A 19392-nucleotide genomic window follows, 5' to 3' on the forward strand; every position below is an offset into this window, starting at 1 on the left:
TGTTGATTAGCCAAGAAATTTGGCGTTTAAGCTCTGTAATCCGTTAGATACGACTAATTAACTCGGCCCTCTTTAAATCTTCTTAACCAGACACCATTATAGTAATAAGCTTTGATGAGTCTGAGCTTATTTTTCTACTTTGTTAGAAATTAAGCTGTCAATGGTCTTATCCTATCTTTATCTTATAACTTAATTAACACTCAAAACAACCCTCATTGCACCATTCTTACTGCCATTACCCTTATGCTAAACCTCTGAAATAATGTGTGAAAATGGCAGCATTCACTCAAACAGTTTAATTAGTAACCTTGATTTTTAGTGCTAGTAACCTTACCTACTAATTAAGTCATAAAAGATTATTGTTTTTATTGAGATAGTTATCTGCATGAATGCGATTAAATAACCCAATCGGGATTTTAATTGCTATAGTTAACAGACCGTTCATCTTATATCTACAATAATCTTACGATCAAAAATAACAATATTATCAGGACACATATATGCTAAGTCGTCATCTAGAAGTTTCATTGCGGTTAGCCATGACGTTGGCAAGACAAAAGTCGCATGAATATTTAACAGTAGAACATCTACTATTGGCACTACTTGAGAATAACAATGCAGCGACCACACTTAAGTCATGCGGTGCAGACATTGGTAGCCTGCGCTCAGACTTAGAAGCGTACATAGAAAAACACACGCCAACCCTAGATGCAGATCTGGAGCAAACGCCACAAGCAACGCAGAGTTTTGACCGTATTTTGCAGCGTGCTATCTTCCACGTGCAATCTATCGGCTCAGGTCGATTGGTACAAGGTTCAGATATCTTGGTATCTATGTTCTCAGAGCATGATACCTATGCTGTATATCTCCTTAAAAAACAAGGTGTTAGCCGTCTTGAGTTAACTCAGTACTTATCACATGGTGCTGATGGAGACGAGACACGTGATGGCCAGACAGAAGTAGAAGGCAGTGATAGCAAAGCGGGTAAAGCACAAAAAGACCCATTAACTGAGTTCGCTCAGAACTTGAACAAGCGTGCTGCTGAAGGCAAAACAGATCCTTTGATCGGCCGCTCTAGCGAGATTGAGCGTACTGCTCAGGTGTTGTGCCGCCGCCGTAAGAACAACCCATTATTAGTGGGTGATCCAGGCGTGGGTAAAACCTCGATTGCTGAAGGTCTAGCGTGGCTTATCATTAATAACAAAGCGCCAAAACCATTACAAGGCTGTGTTATTTATAGCCTAGATATTGGTTCGCTCATCGCAGGTACTAAGTATCGCGGCGACTTTGAAAAGCGCATGAAAGCGCTGCTTGATGAGTTGAAGAAAAAGCCAAATGCGATCTTATTTATTGATGAGATTCATATGATTATTGGGGCAGGTTCCTCAATGAGTAGTAATATGGATGTCTCAAACTTGATTAAGCCAGCACTGGCTAACGGCGAGTTAAGATGTATCGGTTCAACGACCTTTACAGAATACCGTCAAGTGTTTGAAAAAGATCATGCTTTATCTCGTCGATTCCAAAAGATTGATGTGAATGAGCCAAGCATTGATGACAGTATTGAGATTTTACGTGGTCTAAAATCACGTTATGAAGAGTTTCATAATGTTGAATATACCGATGCAGCATTAATCAGTGCGGTACAGTTATCAGCTAAGCATATTCATGAGCGCTTTTTGCCAGACAAAGCCATTGATGTGATTGATGAAGCGGGTGCCTATAAGCGTCTAGGTATTACTCCAGATGCTGATCAAGTCGATGATGAAGATCAGTTGATTAATGAGCTAAATAGTAAAGAGCCGACAGATTATGATGCTCAAATTGATGCTGATGAGACTGGCCTAGAAGAAGAGGCTGATACGGAAGCGGAATTTGATGCCACTGACGTAGAGGCAGAGACTGACAATAGCGAAGAGGAAGCGGCAGAAGAGCGCCCTGAACCGACTGTTATTGACGTTGAGGATATCGAAGCCATTATCTCTAAATTGGCTCGAATTCCACCTAAATCTGTTTCGAATGATGACAAGTCATTGCTTGAGCACTTAGATCGTGATTTAAATCGTTTGGTATTTGGTCAAGATGAAGCGATTAAAACCTTATCTGATGCGATTAAATTATCACGTGCAGGTCTTAAATCTGCTGATAAGCCAATTGGTTCATTTATGTTCGCTGGCCCTACTGGTGTTGGTAAAACAGAAGTATCTAAGCAGTTGGCTAATTTGATGGGCATTGAGTTGGTTCGCTTTGATATGTCAGAGTACATGGAGGCGCATACTGCATCTCGTTTAATTGGTGCGCCTCCAGGTTATGTAGGCTTTGATCAAGGTGGTTTGTTAACTGAGAAGATTAATCAGTATCCACATTGTGTGTTGTTATTGGATGAGATTGAAAAAGCGCATCCTGATGTCTTTAACTTGTTATTGCAAGTAATGGATCATGGTACGTTGACTGACAATAATGGCCGTGTGGCAAGCTTTAAGCAAGTTATCTTGATTATGACTACTAACGTGGGTGCGGAGAATATTAGCCGTGCGTCAATGGGCTTTACTAAGCAAGACCATAGCCGAGATAATACAGAAGCGATGAACCGCGTGTTCACACCTGAGTTCCGTAACCGTTTAGATGCGATTATCCACTTCAATCCATTAGACCCATCGATTGTGGTCTCTGTGGTTGATAAGTTCTTAGTTGAACTACAAGCACAGCTTGATGACAAGCAAGTGGTTTTAGAGATTGATGATGCGGTACGCGAGTATTTAGCAGAAAAAGGATATGATCGTTTAATGGGTGCACGCCCAATGCAGCGTCTCATCCAAAATGAAATCAAGAAGCCACTGGCGAACATGGTTTTATTTGGTGATTTAGTTGATGGCGGTGCCGTGCATGTAACCTTAAATGAAGAGGCTTTTGAAGCGCCATTAGATGATGGCGGCAAGGCCGCTGCAGAAGGTAGTCGCATTCTACTGACGGTTGTTGAAAAGCATGGTCAACGTGGTGTGGAATATGCGGAAGGCTAATAGCGATTTGCTGTAGCTTATAGTAAGTATGAGACTAAAAAGAGGTTAACTTGAGGTTGGCCTCTTTTTTTATCTTTTTGTTCTATAGGTTTGTGCACAGAATGGGTGTTGGTTATACAGATTGATTGAATACGATTTACAGCATCTATGAGACAGCCCTAATTTTTCTATGCATTGTGTTATACAATGGGGTATTAATACTATAGTCAGCGAAAGATTAAACGGTTACGGCATTAACCTTGCTAAGCCTTACTTGTAGTACATGCGCTCACTTGCCTTGTCACCATTTTAGACTTCTCTGACTATCAGTGGTGGGTTATTAAAAATAACCACACGTTATAAGCACATTTAAAATACGTCATCATCAAAAAATTAGAATAAATTCATATCATAAAATTAAAGAGTGGATATATGCAATCAATTGATAGCTTAATCTCTGGACAAGTAGAGCCTCAAAAAACAGCTGAAGAAAAGCAAGCCATCTTAGCTCGCGTGCAGATGCCAGAGGATTGGAAACAGGCATTAGCCGATGAATTGACCTCACAGAATATGGATAATTTGCGTGAGTTTTTAAAGCAAGAATATGGCGCAGGTAAGAGCATTTATCCCAAAGCCAGTCAGATGTTTAACGCTTTTAATTTGACGCCACTCTCTAACGTAAAGGTGGTCATCTTAGGTCAAGATCCTTATCATGGCCCAGGTCAAGCAATGGGGCTGTCGTTCTCTGTGCCCAAAGCCATTCCTAAGCCGCCGTCATTGAATAATATCCTAAAAGAGATGGCTTCTGATATTGGAACCTTGCCACCAAGACATGGCGATTTGACGCATTGGGCGCAACAAGGGGTTTTATTGTTAAACGCCTCTTTGACGGTAGAAGAGGGTATGGCAGGCAGTCACCAAGGTAAGGGCTGGGAGCAGTTTACTGACGCAGTGATTGATGTGGTAAATAAGCAAACCGAGCATACGGTATTTATCCTATGGGGCAGTAAGGCGAAGCTTAAGGGTAAGTTTGTAGATACTGATAAGCACTTGGTATTGTCTGCGGTGCATCCGTCTCCCTTGGCAGCAAATAGAGGAGGGTTCTTTGGTACTAAACCTTTCTCAAAAGCCAATGATTATTTGCAACAACATGGAAAAACGCCTATTAATTGGCAATTGCCACAGTAATTTCACATTGGCCCAAATATAAAATACTCGTTTACATACTTGTTAAGAAGCCATCGATTTATGATTCAGCCGCGTCCTAAAACAGAACATATCAGTCTAGCCCCTTATTCGTTAATAGAGGATGCTTGTGCTGATCATATGTTAGATGCGAAATATTGGTCGCTGGATGATGTGACTTTTATGCATCAGGCGTTGGTTTTAGCTCAGCAGGGAGCGCAGCAACAAGAGGTGCCGGTCGGTGCAGTTTTAGTGTGTGAGGGTAAGGTTATAGGTGAAGGGTTTAATAAGCCCATTACTAGCAGTGATCCAACGGCACATGCTGAGATAGTGGCGTTACGCTGTGCTTGTCAGGCAATACAGAACTATCGTCTGCCACCCAATACCACGCTTTATGTGACGCTAGAGCCTTGTACTATGTGTCTTGGCGCATTAATCCACGCCCGTCTTGAACGGCTAGTGTTTGCCACTTTTGAACCGAGAGCAGGAATGGTCGGTAGTCAGCTAAACCTCACTGAAATGGACTTCTATAATCATCGCATTTCAGTAAACTTTGGTTTGCTACAGCCAAACAGTCAGCAAATGCTTAGGTCATTTTTTAAGAGGAGGCGTGAGAAAAAAGCAGAGCACATGACTGAAAACAAAGCTTAAATCAAAGTGAACACAGATGTTTAAGGAGTTATTATTGATAGACAATATGTGAAGACGATTTTGCTATTATTATGTAAATATTAGGTGGTTATAGGCTTAGTTTTTTGTTATAATCCCGCCCTATTTGCGTTTATTGACTTAATTAGGCTGAATACATCAGTCTAACATCAAGTATTAACGAGTCAAATGTCTCATATATAACGGGTACTAAATGATGAGCTATCCTGTCATTACAATCGATGGCCCAAGCGGTGCAGGTAAAGGCACAGTCTGCTTAAAGCTTGCCAATGCGTTAGGTTATCGTTTATTAGATTCAGGTGCGTTATACCGTATTGTCGGTCTTAAGGCATTTGAGAAAGGATTGCTCACAGGTGATACTCAGCAAGTGCTTAATGAGGATGATGAAGAGAATATCGCGCAGCTCACAGAAGCGCTAGATATTCAATTTCTTCCTCAAAGCTCTGGTAAAGTTGATATTGTTGTTGATGGCAATAATGTGGCTGGCGAGATTAGAAATGAGACGGTTGGTGGTTATGCGTCAAAAGTTGCGGCATTGTCTAAAGTACGTGCAGCGTTACTCTCATTGCAGAAAAACATGAGCAATGAATCGGGCTTAATTGCCGATGGTCGTGATATGGGAACAGTTGTTTTTCCAGATGCTGATGCCAAGGTTTATTTGACTGCTAGTGCCGAAGCCCGTGCTAATCGCCGAGTGGCTCAATTAAAAGAAGCCGGTGAGCAAGCGGATTATGCTGCGATATTAAAAAGCATCAAAGGTAGAGATGAGCGTGATGAGAGCAGAAGCGCCTCTCCATCGAAACCTGCAGAGGATGCTTTGGTACTAGATAGCTCGTCAATGGACGCAGAGGCAGTATTTACAGAAATCAAAAATTTCTGTCAACAAAAGGGTATTTGCTTTAGCGCATAAACCGCTAAGCTCTATTCATTAGTTATAAGGTAATACGAACTTAGATAGCAGAACAAGTTAATAGTCTGTTATCCTCAAATTTAACGTTTTTATCAAATGAGAATCAAAAGAGCAAAACCAGCGTTAATCTTTTATTCTCATTAACTTGAACCGTACTGTGCTGGACAGGATACGGCTATATTAAGGTAATCATAATGGAATCATTTGCTGAACTATTTGAAGCGAGTCTAGAAGAGCAGGGTCTTGATATTGAGCGTGGCTCAGTAATCAGCGGTGCTGTTGTAGCAATCGATAGCGATTGGATTACAGTTGACACTGGTTTAAAGTCTGAGGGTGTTGTTGCTCGTGAAGAGTTCTTAGACGACAATGGCGAGCTTGAAGTAGCAGTGGGCGATAGCGTTGATGTTGTTGTTGAAGCTGTTGACAACGGTATGGGTCAAACCTTACTGTCACGTGAAAAAGCAAAACGTGTTGAAACTTGGAATGCGCTTGAGAAACTATTTGAAGGCGATGAAATTGTAAAAGGTATCATCTCAAGCAAAGTAAAGGGCGGTTTTACTGTTGATATTGGTTCAGTACGCGCTTTCTTACCAGGTTCATTGGTTGACGTTCGTCCTATCCGTGACACAACGCACCTTGAAGGCAAAGAGCTAGAATTCAAAATTATTAAACTAGACCAAAAACGTAACAACGTCGTTGTTAGCCGTAAAGCGGTTATGGAAGCTGAAAACTCAGCTGAGCGTGAAGAGCTACTTAATAAGCTTGAAGAAGGTATCGAAGTTGAAGGTATCGTTAAAAACCTAACTGACTACGGTGCATTCGTAGACTTAGGTGGTATCGATGGTCTACTACACATCACTGATATGGCATGGCGCCGTATTAAGCACCCATCTGAAGTTGTTGAAGTGGGTCAAGACCTTAAAGTCAAAGTACTTAAATTTGACCGTGAGCGCAACCGCGTAAGCTTAGGTCTTAAGCAGTTAGGTACTGATCCTTGGGATAATGTTGGCGGTACTTACCCAGTAGGTAGCATCGTTAAAGCTCGCGTAACTAACCTAACTGATTATGGTTGTTTCGCTGAGATTTCTGACGGTATCGAAGGTCTAGTACACGTATCAGAAATGGATCATACCAACAAAAACATTCACCCATCTAAAGTTGTTCAGATTGGTGACGAAGTTGACGTTATGATTCTAGATATCGACGAAGAACGTCGTCGTATCAGCCTAGGTATCAAGCAAACTCTACCAAACCCATGGGAAGAGTTTGATAAGAAATATGACCGTGGTGATAAGCTAACGGGTACTATCAAGTCAATCACTGACTTCGGTATCTTTATCGGTCTTGACGGTGGTATCGATGGTCTAGTTCATCTATCTGATATCTCTTGGAATGAAGCTGGCGAAGAAGCTATCCGTAACTACAACAAAGGCGACACTGTTGAAGCTATGGTTCTATCAGTTGATGCTGAAGCTAACCGCATCAGCCTTGGTATTAAGCAGTTAAGCTCTGATCCATTCAACGAGTACCTAGTAACTAACGACCGTGGTTCAATCGTTAACGGTACAGTTAAAGATGTTGACGCTAAAGGCGCAACTATCACTTTAGCTGACGAAGTTGAAGGCTACTTACGCGCATCTGAAATCCAACGTGATAAAGTTGAAGATGCTACTAAGCACTTAAACGTAGGCGACACTGTTGAAGCTAAGATTATTAGCGTTGACCGTAAATCACGTGGTATCAGCTTATCAATCAAAGCAAAAGATGAAGCGGAAGAGCGTCAAGCTATTAAAGAGCTTGGTAGCACTCAAATAGTAGCACCTGAAGCACAGCCAAAAACTATTGGTGACTTAATCAAAGAGCAAATGCAAGACTAATATTAATTGAGTAGGGCAACCTATTTAACTAATATCTAGCATTGAGCTTATAATAGGTCACTTAAAAGAAGGAGCAACCAATGGGTTGCTCCTTTTTTGTGAGTTAATAATCAAAAAAAAGTAATATTAATTTCACACCAGTGGTAACTTATGATTTAATACGATTTACATTAAAGATATGAATATACTAGCATTTATCATTGCTGTCATATTAAACTGACAGAATAGGATGTAAGTTTAGTTTGAAAAGTGTCAAGATTTAATAGGGATGCTAATAATAACGCCCTAATATTACTGTGTTATCGCAGTCTCGATAATGCAGCTTGTTTGCTTTTTGTAATTGAATTTCTTTAAGTAAAACCTTTGCTTAGATTCTTCTAAAGGATTATTAGTATCGGGCAAATCAATATAATTATTTAATAAGGTCAGATGGACATGACAAACGTTATAAATAAATCAGATTTAATCCAAGATGTTGCCGCACGCTGCGATTTTATTGCGGACTCAGAAGTGGATGGAGCTGTACGTGAAATATTATCGCTGTTATCAGAAAAACTTGTGGATGATAGCCGTATAGAAGTGCGTGGATTTGGTACGTTTTGCCTACATCATAGAGAAGCCAGACAGGGCCGTAACCCAAAAACAGGGGAGGCGGTATTGGTACCTGCGAAGGCCATACCTCACTTTAAACCAGGCAAAGCATTGCGCGAAGGCGTTAATGATAAATGGATATAATAGTTGAGGGTTTAATGGTATCCTGTCATTCTTATTTATTTTCTGTTTAACTACATTAGGTGTTTGACTTGAAAGCTCGATTTAGAACATCTCCATTTTCTACTCGTAAGATAACTATCTTCTTAACTCTATTGCTATCTGTACCATTAGTGGCTTATGCCGCCGCTGGTGGTGTTGATACAGCGACAGTGGTACAAACCTCTTCTTATAGTACTCACGTGTTCATGCTGATCGGTTTCGTGGTTCTTTCTGTCTTTGTGTCCTTCGTTTGCTCGGTGTCTGAAGCAGCCTTATTAACAATGACACCGTCTTACGTGGCTTCTATTGCAGAAGAAGATGCTAAAAAGTCGGCCATTTTAAAAGATGTTAAAGTCGACAATATTGATCAATCTATTGCAGCTATCTTAACGTTAAATACGGTGGCTCATACTGTGGGTTCACTAGGTGCTGGTGCGCAAGCAACGATTGTCTTTGGTAGTGAATGGTTCGGGGTATTCTCCGCAGTCATGACACTCATTATCCTTATTGGTTCAGAGATTATTCCAAAAACCATGGGTACCATTTATTGGCGTCAACTATCAGGCCCTGTAGCATATTTTGTTAAAGCTATTATTTTCTTGTTGTATCCGCTCATCTGGGTATCAGAGAAGCTGACCAAGCTATTGACCCGTGGTAAACAAGCACACACCTTTAGCCGTAATGAATTTGCCGCGCTTGCCAGTGTGGGTGAGCAGTCAGGTCAAATCGATCCTCTAGAGTCACGTATTATTAGAAACCTGTTGGCCTTTGGTGCTATTAAGGTTGAAGATATTATGACGCCGCGTTCGGTTATGCATGCTTTTGACCAATCGATTACCGTTGCTGAATTGTTAGCAAATCGTCCAAAACTGATGTTTTCAAGATTGCCTATCTATGATGAAGATTTGGATAAAGTCACTGGCTTTGTTTTAAAGTCCGACGTGTTATTAGCTAAAGCCAATAACCATATGGATAAGCCATTAGAGAGCTATAAGCGTGAGATTACCTTTGTTTTCTCAAAAATGAAGCTGTTTGACTTGCTTGACTTGATGTTAAATAGTCGCATTCATATTGCTGTCACAGTTGGTGAATATGGCGAAGTTAAAGGCCTAGTAACCTTAGAGGATGTGCTAGAGACGTTATTAGGTCTTGAGATTGTTGATGAGATAGACCGTGTTGAGGATATGCAGGTATTGGCACGACAAATGATGCAGCGTCGTTCTGCACGTTTGGGTATGTTAGTCGAAGATGACGCTACCAATTCAGATTAAGGTGCTGAATAAATTAATATAGTAATTAACAACGGCTTAGTATTCTGTGACTAATTATTACAAGCTGTTAATACTCAACAAGGGTGGGGTTAACTATATTATAGTAGTATAGGGAGTGGATTGTTATCTTATAGTTGTGTCAAGTAATTGGCATCTTTGATGTGATGATTTTTAACATCCCTACTATAAATAAACGATAAATTTACATGGTGTCTGGCATCACATGGCGTCATTAGACCAGATTAATCTATAAAGACAGGATACGACACTATAATGAGTATTTTTAATTCTAATAAAACATTGGCTTCACTATTAGCACCAGCAGCGATTGCTGTTGTGGCAACAGTGGGTGCATCGACGGCACAAGCAGCCATCACAGAAGCAGCTGTACAAAACTATGCCTCTGCCATGAAGCAAGCAGCCAATAGCCAAAATATTGGTAAAGTATCAAGCTTGGTCGCAGATGAAGCGCTTATCTCTTTATCACGTAGAGGTAGAACCACCAGCCTTGATAAACAAGCCTACTTAAAGCTATTACAAGACAGTTGGTCGGACTCAAGCAATTACGCATATGATATTCGTATTACCAATGTGGTGACCAGTGGTGATCAAGCCAAAGCCGATGTAACCACTACTGAGACTTGGGTAAGAGAGGGTAAACAAACCAAGTTAACCACCTCATCGCGTGCAACCTTAAAAGCCGATGCGAATAACGCTGTTTTGTTAAGAGCAGTGGCTCAAGTTAGCATCGAGTAATATCTATTTTTGAATTGTATAAACGATAATCAGTATTAGAAACTGGTATCAAGACACAGCTTAAAGGATTAGGCGGATAAGGATAGGTGCCCTCTTATGCTAGGTCGGGGCACCGTACCCTTGTTAGTTACATGGTTTTTATTACTGAAATATTTATAGCCCTGCTTATAACCGCCTATTGAGCATTTTATTCACTTATCACACTGGGTTAACATTGTCATGAACTTTAGAAAAACGTCTCTTCAATTTTGTAAACTACCTTTGGTTATTGCGATTAGCTCTGTTATTTTGGCTGCCTGTAATAACACGGCACCTTTACAAGGGGGTGCAAATACGTCACCTGCAACCCGAGTGCCAGTAGCTCAAAATGAGGCGGTATCTAACGTGCCGGCAACTGGCGGTGATGCGAGTGCATCGCTATTAGATGATGAAAGTTTAGATGAATTGGCTAATTTATTAGAAGCCACCGATATGAAAATGGTGGAAGACGATAAGCTTGCTATTCAGCAGTACGGTAACTTATGGGATAGAATGCGCGCCGGCTTTAAGATGGATCAAGGCCAGTATGGCTACAATCAGCGTATCGAAGCTCAAAAGAACTGGTTTATTACCCGTCAAGATTATATTAACCGTCTAACCGCACGTGCCAGTCGCTATTTATACCACACAGTACGAGAAGCTGAGCGCCGTAACATCCCAACAGAATTAGCACTGTTGCCTGTTATTGAGAGTTCGTACGATCCAACAGCGAACAGTAATGCTGCAGCAGCAGGTCTATGGCAGTTTATTCCAAGTACTGGCCGTATCTATGGTCTGACTCAAACGCCAACTTATGATGGTCGTCGTGACGTTATCGAATCAACGCGTGCCGCTTATGACTTCTTAACCTCTTTATATAATCAGTTCGGTAGTTGGGAGTTGGCATTAGCGGCTTATAACGCTGGTCCTGGACGTATTCAAAGAGCAATTGACGCCAACCGCGCACGTGGCTTACCGACAGACTTCTGGTCATTAAACCTGCCAAAAGAAACCATGAACTATGTGCCACGCTTTATGGCCGTTGCTCAAATTGTAGCCGATACAGATCGTTATAGTATTTATCTGCCTGCGATTGCGAACCGTCAGCATTTCCGTAGTGTACCTGCAAACTATGGTGTGAGCTTAAACGAAGTGTCACAGCTGACCGGTACCAGTTATGATGAGTTAAGAATGCTTAACGCCTCGTTAATTGGTGGCCGTGTCGATACCGCAGGTCCGAACCGTATTATCATTCCCAATCAAGTTAATACGCTGGTCGATGCAAAAATCAGTGAACTAAATGGGAGTGGTGGTACGGTTAGCCCATACACTATTCCTGACTCGCAATATGAAGTCATGGCTAAGTCTCCTGAGGGTCTAGCAGAGTTTGCGAGTAAGGCACGTGCACCGCAGCAAAACAGTGGATATATTGCGCCAGTAGCGTCTGCGTCCTCATCGGGTTCTGCCTTTAAAGAGCCGCCAATTAGTGAAAGTGAGAAAAAACGTATTGAGTCAGAATTTGCTATCTCAAATACGCTACCGACCACCTCTGCACAAGTGACACGTAACGATACAGTAATCCAAGAGCCGCCTTTATCACCAGAAGAAAAAGAGTTTATTGCGCAGCAAATTCGTCAGCAGTCACCTAACGTGGGAGAGGTGGTCAGCTCGGTCGACGGTAATATTAAGCTTGATGCGATTCAGACACAGCAATCTATTCTAGAGTCTAGAGGTGAGGAGAAAAAGTTACGCTTTGATGGCAGACAGTCAAGCTCAAGTCAATCAATTAGTAGCCCTCAGTCTAGTTCTCAATACACACCTGCTAGACCCAGTGGTCAGCGCAGCGTTTATACTGTCCAACGTGGTGATACCTTAGTAAATATCGCATCAAGAGCAGGCCTAAACTGGCGTGATATCGCTGACTGGAACCAGATGAACCCGAACTCAACGCTACTTGCCGGCAGTAAGTTGTATTTATATGGTGCTAAGCCTATTAAACCATTAAACTCGTCTGCAGCAGGTGTTGATAATAGCCAAAGTAGTTCACAGCCAAACACTTATATTGTTCGCCCTGGTGATACTTTAATCGGGACAGCAAACCGCGTTGGTCTGAGTGTATCTCGCTTAGCCAGTTACAACGGTTTATCAACCAATGCGCAATTGCGTACCGGTCAAAAACTGTGGTTAATTCCGGGTAAAGTAGCCAATAGTTCGAGCAGCAACAGTAGCTCAAGCAGTGCCTATAAAGGGGACACGCAGTCTTATACAGTTAAGCGTGGTGAGAGCCTGATTGGTTTAGCGTCACGTTTTAATGTGCCACTTGGCACGTTAGCGGATATTAACGACTTGAGTACAAATGAGCAGTTGTTAGTGGGTCAGCGGTTGACGATACCTGCAGACAGCTCGTCGTCTTCTAGCACTACTAGTGGCAGTAGCTCAAGCAGCTATCGCGGTGAGACATCAAACTACACCGTGAAGTCAGGTGATAGTTTGATTGCACTAGCCAATAAGCTCGGCGTACCACACATACAAATCGCACAGATTAATGGCTTCTCTGCCAATACGCGTTTGCAACGTGGTCAAACCATTAAGCTGCCTGCCAGTGCAGAACAAATTGCAAGAAGCATTAATAACGAGTCGATCAAATACAAAGTACAGTCAGGTGACTCGTTAATTGGACTATCTAATAAATTTAACGTGCCGTTAAGTGACCTTGCGGCCGCGAACAACTTATCATCGACCTCTCAATTATTAAGAGGGTCGACCATTACTATTCCCAGTGCTAATGGTAGTAGCAGTAGCCGTGACATAGCATCTAATAGCCGCTCGTCATCTAGCAGCAGTAGCTCTGCATCACGTCCAAGCTCTTATAAAGTAACCTCTGGTGACTCTTTAATTGGGCTGGCAGGTAAATTCGGGGTATCCGTTACTGATTTAGCCGCTGCTAATAACTTGAGTACCAACTCTAATCTATTTATTGGTCAGGTACTAAGCATTCCAGACGATAATGGTAGCACACGTAGTACCAGCAGCAGCCGTTCAAGCGCAAGCTCAAATGTGTCTTATAACAGCAGCTATAAAGTAAAATCTGGTGACAGCCTAATTGGCCTTGCCCGTGAATATGATGTGTCCGTTGCTGACTTAGCCTCTGCTAATAATATCAGTGCCACTGCTGGTCTGCGTATTGGTCAAACACTAAAAGTACCAAGCAGTAACTCGAGCTCAACGACTCAACAAAGTCCCAGCAGTAGCAGTCGCGCGCCAACTGCCTCAAGCGAATCAGGCAATTACACCGTAAAATCAGGTGACTCGCTGATTCGTTTGGCGAGCAAGTACGGTCTAAGCGCTAGTCAGTTGGCCAAAGCTAACGGCTTAAGCAGCAACTCACAGCTACAGATTGGTCAGAAGATTACTATTCCTGCGACCACTACGGCATATCGTGTTCAGTCAGGTGATAGTCTAATTGGTCTGGCTAGAAAGTACGGTATGACACCAACACAATTTGCAGAGTTAAACGGTATTAGTAGTGATACCATGCTACAACGTGGTCAAATGCTTAAAGTGCCGGTTCAATAAAAGTTTTAATGTATTAAATACTAGACCCAAAAAAGAGCTCAATGTGAGCTCTTTTTTTATGCCATCTATGGGAGAGACTGTAAAGCAGTAAATAGAGTAGGGAAGTACTGAATGTCTATCAACCAAGCCTGCCAGTTAATGCCTTATGAACTAGGTAGTACTTGTCTTTAACGACTCTAAGTAACTACGAATATTAGTCACGTAGTGCATACACTGTACATAGCGTGAGTTACTGCCGGCATGATCTGACATATAAGCATACACATTAGACCAGCTATTTGGATTGTCACCCGCTGCAGCTACTTTTTTCTGAATTTTCTTAACGGCATTTGGGCCCATGTTATAAGAGGCCAGTGCGAACCATAATCTATCTGGATTTGGCACGTCACTAAATGCAGCTTTCATCTGTTCTAGGTAACGTGCACCACCACCGATACTTTGATAAGGGTCAACACGATCTGATACACCCATTGCCTTAGCAGTATTATTGGTCAACATCATCAGACCACGTACGCCCGTTGGCGAAACCGCATTGGCATCAAGGTGTGATTCTTGATAACCCATTGCAACCAATAACTGCCAATCATGGTCGTAGTTAGTGGCTTGTTCTTGGAACGATGATTTATAGCTTGGCAAGTTAGTGCTCAGTGCCTTTTCAAAATGCTCACGATTATAATCATCTTTTAATAGGTTTTGATCATAAAAGTTCGCAATTTTGGCAGTATTAACCAATTGCTCATTGTCACATAAAAAGTGACTGGCATTAACCGCTAGTGGGTCTTGGCTATTTCTAAACGTCCAATTGGTCTTTGGATGTAAACCATTTTCTAGTAATGTCTGATCAAAGCCGCAGCTAATATTAAGTGCCGCTAAGCCGGCCGTTTCAGTCATTTGAGTACTGGCTGTGGTCAATGCCATATCAGCATTACCTTCATTCACAGCCCTTAGCGCTTCAGCATCAGTATCAAAGCTTTTAACTTCGATTTGTACGCCTAGTTCATGAGCATACATACGAGCGATATCGTAACCAAAACCATGTTGAAAACCATCAGTTGAAAAGAAAGTGCTATCCCCTTTAACAGACGCCATCGTCAATGTATTACTGGTCATGACGTTGTCATATGCCATCGAATCAGTATTATACATAGTCGTTGTTATGCTTTTGGCAGGCAACGACAGTAGCGCAATGCTAGAGACTTGTACCAGCATTTTAGTCTTTGCGAACCGCTTGTTCGCAGGGATTTGATTTAGATCGAGTCTAGGTACTGGTGAGGTAGGTAAAAAGCGGCGAATGCTTTTGAATGTATTAGATAATTTTAGAGTTTTTTGAGGTGTTGATGCCTTAGTGTTCTTACGTGTTAACCAATAGGTCATGCGTTGCATGGATGTCTCCTTCGTCCAACCATCCATATCGTGTAGAGGCTCCTGCACCATTGCAGTAGTATCTCTTTAAGCCACAGATATGAGCAACACCTCTCTACGCTTGTCGGGCTTATTTTGACCTATCGATTACGCAAAGCGCGATAGGGCAATACTAAGCCAAGCACACAGAATGCATCCATGTGCAGCGTACAGTCTTTATTTAGCTTGATTTTAGGAGCAACACAAAGGCAGCGGTATATCATCTGCCTTACCGCAGCCTTGTTAAAATCAAGCCAAACTCAGTATGTTGCTAGCAGACGGGTTAAAAGCAGTGAAGTTAGACCATTGAAAGTACTAACTTAATAGTAGAGGTATGAGAGACAATCTCATCCACATTACTATCAAGGTTACTATCAAGATAAACTTAAGCCATATCGGTTATTGCTATCAATTAATCGCAATAGCTATTGCGGAGAATCTCTAAACAATGCATCGATACCTTCACGCCACTTTTGTCTTTGATATCACTCAAATATCTTTTTATATCAAAACTACCGATTAATAAGTAGTACTTGATATTAGACAATGTTTGGATTTATCAGCATTAATATTACACAACGAGAGTACAGCCCATAACGTTATAAAAACCGCTATAGGCCATACCAACAAAATTGATGTATTAACTATAATAACCCCAAACAAAACCCGCACTTGCGATGGTTTGTAAAATTTGGCAGTTCATTGCAAAGCAAAATAAACCTGATAGTACATAGGCATAAATTTTGCTATGAGTATATATATGGGGGTTTGTTTAACCAATTTCAATATGAAAACTGAACAGTTGCCCATACTTTTTGTTAACTCCCCACAATATTGGCGCTATTATACTTAAAAATAATGCACAATTGTGGGTAGTTAGTGACTCGCAATTCTTTAATAATTCAATAAAACGTTTACGCAGGATTGGGGTCATTAACAAAGGTAACTTCAAGGCCATGAGTGTCTTTAATTAGTTGACCTAAAGCCTTGATTCCGCCCATTTCAGTAGCATGGTGGCCACATGCGAGATAATCAATACCAAGCTCGCGCGCGCTGTGCGTGGTACGCTCTGATATCTCGCCTGATATATATAGCTGACAGCCCATATTTGCCGCTTGCTCAATCATGTCTTGTGCACCGCCAGTACAAATGCCTACTTTGGTAATCTGCTCATTATTTGCGCTGATATGAGTGGGCACGCGGGATAATGTCTTAGCGACTTTATTAATAAAGACATCAATCGAAGTTGGCGCGCATTCGGCAATATTACCCACAGGATACCTCTCTTCAGGATATAAAGCGCCTGTGATTTTCAGCCCCAGCTCTTGTGCTAGCACCGCATTGTTACCAATGGCTGGGTTGGCATCTAATGGCAAATGATAGGCCAGTAGTGAGATGTTATTTTGAAATAGGCTGCGAATACGCCTGCCCTTCATACCAATCAAAGGCTGCGGTTCACCCTTCCAAAAGTAGCCATGATGAACCAAGATAGCATCGGCCTGCTCATTAATAGCCGCATCAATTAAGTTTTGTGTGGCAGTGACACCAGTGACAATCTTCTTAATAGGTGTATTAGCATCAACTTGTAAGCCATTAGGGCAGTAGTCTTTAAACTCGTCTGCTTTAAGATAATTATTACACCATTTTTCTAATTCAGTCGGAGTCATTTCAGAGGTACTCATAAGTCATTCTGCTTTATCATTTAAGGTTAATAGTAGATGCCCGATGATACCTATAGGTCCAAACAATAGGCAATTTAAATACGTAACCTGTGTGAAATTATATTGGTCCTTTAGCTATTCGTTCAAATTTGACCACAATTCATCTGCACCAAGTAACATTAACTTAACAATATATAGTGCAAATTCTTTGAGTGGTTTACCAGTTAGTAGTGAACTAATGTTAGACTAAAGAAGCTGAAACAATACTGCCAGAAAGTGACGCGCCTGATAGTGCGTTGATAGGTTGTCGCAGAGACCTTAATAATGTCTATCAGAGTCTTGCTAGCCACGCTAATTTTGGTAATGGTATAATCACATCATTAACCCTTATAACGCTTGCACACCTAACCTCATTACCGACGCTAATATATTGTTAGCGTTACTTGAATAGTGACTGTGTCAGTAGCCGTATAATATTAAGAATATCGAGGAGTGACATGTCCGCATCTTCAAAGTCGAACATCATCTGGAGAATCCTACCATGGCTTTTGTTACTTGCTGTGTTGGCGGCCTTTATTTTGGTTTATATCGACCAAAAGACTAGCCAACAAAGCACTTGGCAGCCGCCGCGTAGTGAGACGACCTCAATTCCGTTAAATTCGGATAGAGATTTAGACAGACCAGAGCCAGTCAGATCTTATCATGATGCAGTCGCTAAGGCATCACGTTCGGTGGTCAATATTTATACCACTCAGACCATTACTCAAAACCCTTATATGAATGACCCGATTTTACGTCGTTTTTATGAGTTTCATGGTCAAGTCCCGCAGGCAGGTTCTGAGACCAACTTGGGCTCTGGTGTAATTGTATCCAAAGACGGCTATATCGTGACCAACGCGCATGTGATTGCCAAGGCAGATGAGATTGTTGTCGCTTTAAATGATGGGCGTAAAGCGGTAGCGAAAGTGGTTGGTACCGATCCTGACAGCGATTTGGCAGTCATTAAGGTAGATATGAATGGTCTTGAGCCATTAGCCTTTAGAGAAGTACCTATTGAAGTCGGTGATGTAGCGCTGGCCATTGGTAATCCATTTGGTGTCGGTCAGACTGTAACGCAAGGTATTATCTCAGCCACTGGTCGTACTGGTTTGGGTATCAACACCTTTGAAGACTTCATCCAAACCGATGCGGCAATTAACCCTGGTAACTCAGGTGGTGCTTTGGTCGATGCTAGAGGCGAGCTGGTGGGTATCAATACCGCTATCTTCTCACGCTCTGGCGGGTCGATGGGTATAGGCTTTGCGATTCCAACTGCACTGGTTGAGCAAGTGATGAACGCCATTATTACCGATGGTAAAGTAAGCCGCGGCTGGCTAGGTATTGAGGTTCAATCGCAATTACGTGATCCGACTCAGCTAAACAGCAGCACTGGCGTTGAAGTACTAAATATTATTGACGGCAGTCCTGCAGCGAGCAGTGGCCTACAGCGTGGTGATATCATTCTATCGATTGATGGTATAGAGATGACTGATGCCAATAGTTTGATTCAATATGTGGCTCGTAAAATGCCAAATACGGTACTATCGACTCAGGTACTACGTAACTCTAAAAATATGAACATCAATATTACTTTGGCAGAGCGTCCAACCCAAAGTGATTTACAGCAGCCACCAGAGTTGCCGATTGCACCGCCTCAAATGCCAGATGATGCCGAGCTATATCTCGAAGAAGAGCAAGATGACGCTAGTCCGCTTAGCGAAGAGCAGCGTGCGCAGCTTCGTGAAGAGTTGATTGAACTGTTCGAAAATGGTGCACGTCCTGATCCAACGCAGTAGTTAAATCTAAGAGGTTTAAACCCGCTTGATTAGAGTGATGTTTAAATCACTAATAAAAAGCCCGCTATCCATTAGATAGCGGGCTTTTTTTATGTCGTTACGCTCATTCTAAGAAAACCAGATGTTATCCATTCAATGAACGTCTTTTAGATGAATCATACCCTGCACCTGACAACAGCAGGGCAGTATCTCGTTTTTCTCTATCATCGCCAGTGGCGGCTCGGCATAATTGATAGGACGGGATGCGGCGGTTAAGGTAACTCGGCAACTTCCGCAATAACCTTCACGGCACTGAAAATTGACATCATGGCCAGTACGCAGCAGGCCATCAAGCAAGGTCTCATCATCGTGTAAGTAAAAGCGTGTTTTGCCTGTAAAAACCCAAGTCATATGATTCCTAACGATTCCTCATTACCATTTATAATCGACTCGAATCGGTTCGATATACAAATATAAAATAGCCTAAGCAAAAATGCGTACG

13 protein-coding genes are annotated in these 19392 nt (G+C 41.9%); 10 read left to right on the plus strand and 3 right to left on the minus strand.

Translation table 11 applies throughout. The annotated features are described in order from the left end of the window. Window positions 1-500 precede the first annotated feature (500 nt). From clpA to AC2SLM_RS02565, 9 genes are all read left to right on the plus strand, one after another. Window positions 501-3020 carry an ATP-dependent Clp protease ATP-binding subunit ClpA gene (clpA, locus tag AC2SLM_RS02525; protein ID WP_486551789.1) on the plus strand — a complete coding sequence of 840 codons (2520 nt, stop codon included), beginning with the start codon at window positions 501-503 and terminating at the stop codon, window positions 3018-3020. 411 nt (window positions 3021-3431) lie between these two features. Further along, complete coding sequence (locus tag AC2SLM_RS02530) at window positions 3432-4187, plus strand: uracil-DNA glycosylase (RefSeq protein ID WP_486551791.1); 756 nt, start codon at window positions 3432-3434, stop codon at window positions 4185-4187. A gap of 138 nt (window positions 4188-4325) precedes the next feature. Then, on the plus strand, window positions 4326-4835 hold the full coding sequence (tadA, locus tag AC2SLM_RS02535; RefSeq protein WP_486551875.1) for a tRNA adenosine(34) deaminase TadA: 510 nt from the start codon (window positions 4326-4328) through the stop codon (window positions 4833-4835). Window positions 4836-5049: 214 nt separating this feature from the next. Beyond that, a complete protein-coding gene (gene cmk, locus AC2SLM_RS02540; RefSeq protein ID WP_486551876.1) occupies window positions 5050-5763 on the plus strand; it encodes a (d)CMP kinase in 714 nt (237 codons plus the stop codon). A 194-nt stretch (window positions 5764-5957) separates the two neighbouring features. Continuing rightward, entirely contained in the window at window positions 5958-7640 is a 1683-nt protein-coding gene (gene rpsA, locus AC2SLM_RS02545; protein WP_486551793.1) for a 30S ribosomal protein S1, read from the plus strand. Window positions 7641-8075: 435 nt separating this feature from the next. Beyond that, window positions 8076-8375: an HU family DNA-binding protein gene (locus AC2SLM_RS02550; RefSeq protein WP_486540348.1), complete on the plus strand. Its 300-nt coding sequence runs from the start codon at window positions 8076-8078 to the stop codon at window positions 8373-8375. A 68-nt stretch (window positions 8376-8443) separates the two neighbouring features. Then, a complete protein-coding gene (locus tag AC2SLM_RS02555; RefSeq protein WP_486551795.1) occupies window positions 8444-9664 on the plus strand; it encodes a CNNM domain-containing protein in 1221 nt (406 codons plus the stop codon). Between the two features lie 273 nt (window positions 9665-9937). Further along, on the plus strand, window positions 9938-10420 hold the full coding sequence (locus AC2SLM_RS02560; protein ID WP_486540344.1) for a hypothetical protein: 483 nt from the start codon (window positions 9938-9940) through the stop codon (window positions 10418-10420). A 219-nt stretch (window positions 10421-10639) separates the two neighbouring features. Then, window positions 10640-14014, plus strand: coding sequence for a LysM peptidoglycan-binding domain-containing protein (locus tag AC2SLM_RS02565; RefSeq protein WP_486551797.1), 3375 nt, complete (start codon window positions 10640-10642; stop codon window positions 14012-14014). Window positions 14015-14164: 150 nt separating this feature from the next. Here the strand turns inward: AC2SLM_RS02565 and AC2SLM_RS02570 are convergent, their stop codons facing one another. Continuing rightward, entirely contained in the window at window positions 14165-15397 is a 1233-nt protein-coding gene (locus AC2SLM_RS02570) for a transglycosylase SLT domain-containing protein (RefSeq protein ID WP_486551798.1), read from the minus strand. A 932-nt stretch (window positions 15398-16329) separates the two neighbouring features. Further along, a complete protein-coding gene (locus AC2SLM_RS02575; RefSeq protein WP_486551799.1) occupies window positions 16330-17097 on the minus strand; it encodes a Nif3-like dinuclear metal center hexameric protein in 768 nt (255 codons plus the stop codon). Between the two features lie 476 nt (window positions 17098-17573). Between AC2SLM_RS02575 and AC2SLM_RS02580 the strand changes: the two genes are divergently transcribed. Continuing rightward, window positions 17574-18911: a S1C family serine protease gene (locus AC2SLM_RS02580; RefSeq protein ID WP_486540338.1), complete on the plus strand. Its 1338-nt coding sequence runs from the start codon at window positions 17574-17576 to the stop codon at window positions 18909-18911. 132 nt (window positions 18912-19043) lie between these two features. On the opposite strand, the gene yfaE is transcribed toward AC2SLM_RS02580, so the two are convergent. Then, on the minus strand, window positions 19044-19301 hold the full coding sequence (yfaE, locus tag AC2SLM_RS02585; RefSeq protein WP_486540336.1) for a class I ribonucleotide reductase maintenance protein YfaE: 258 nt from the start codon (window positions 19299-19301) through the stop codon (window positions 19044-19046). Between the last annotated feature and the right edge of the window lie 91 nt (window positions 19302-19392).

The sequence above is a fragment of the Psychrobacter sp. CX16 genome, assembly GCF_057396245.1.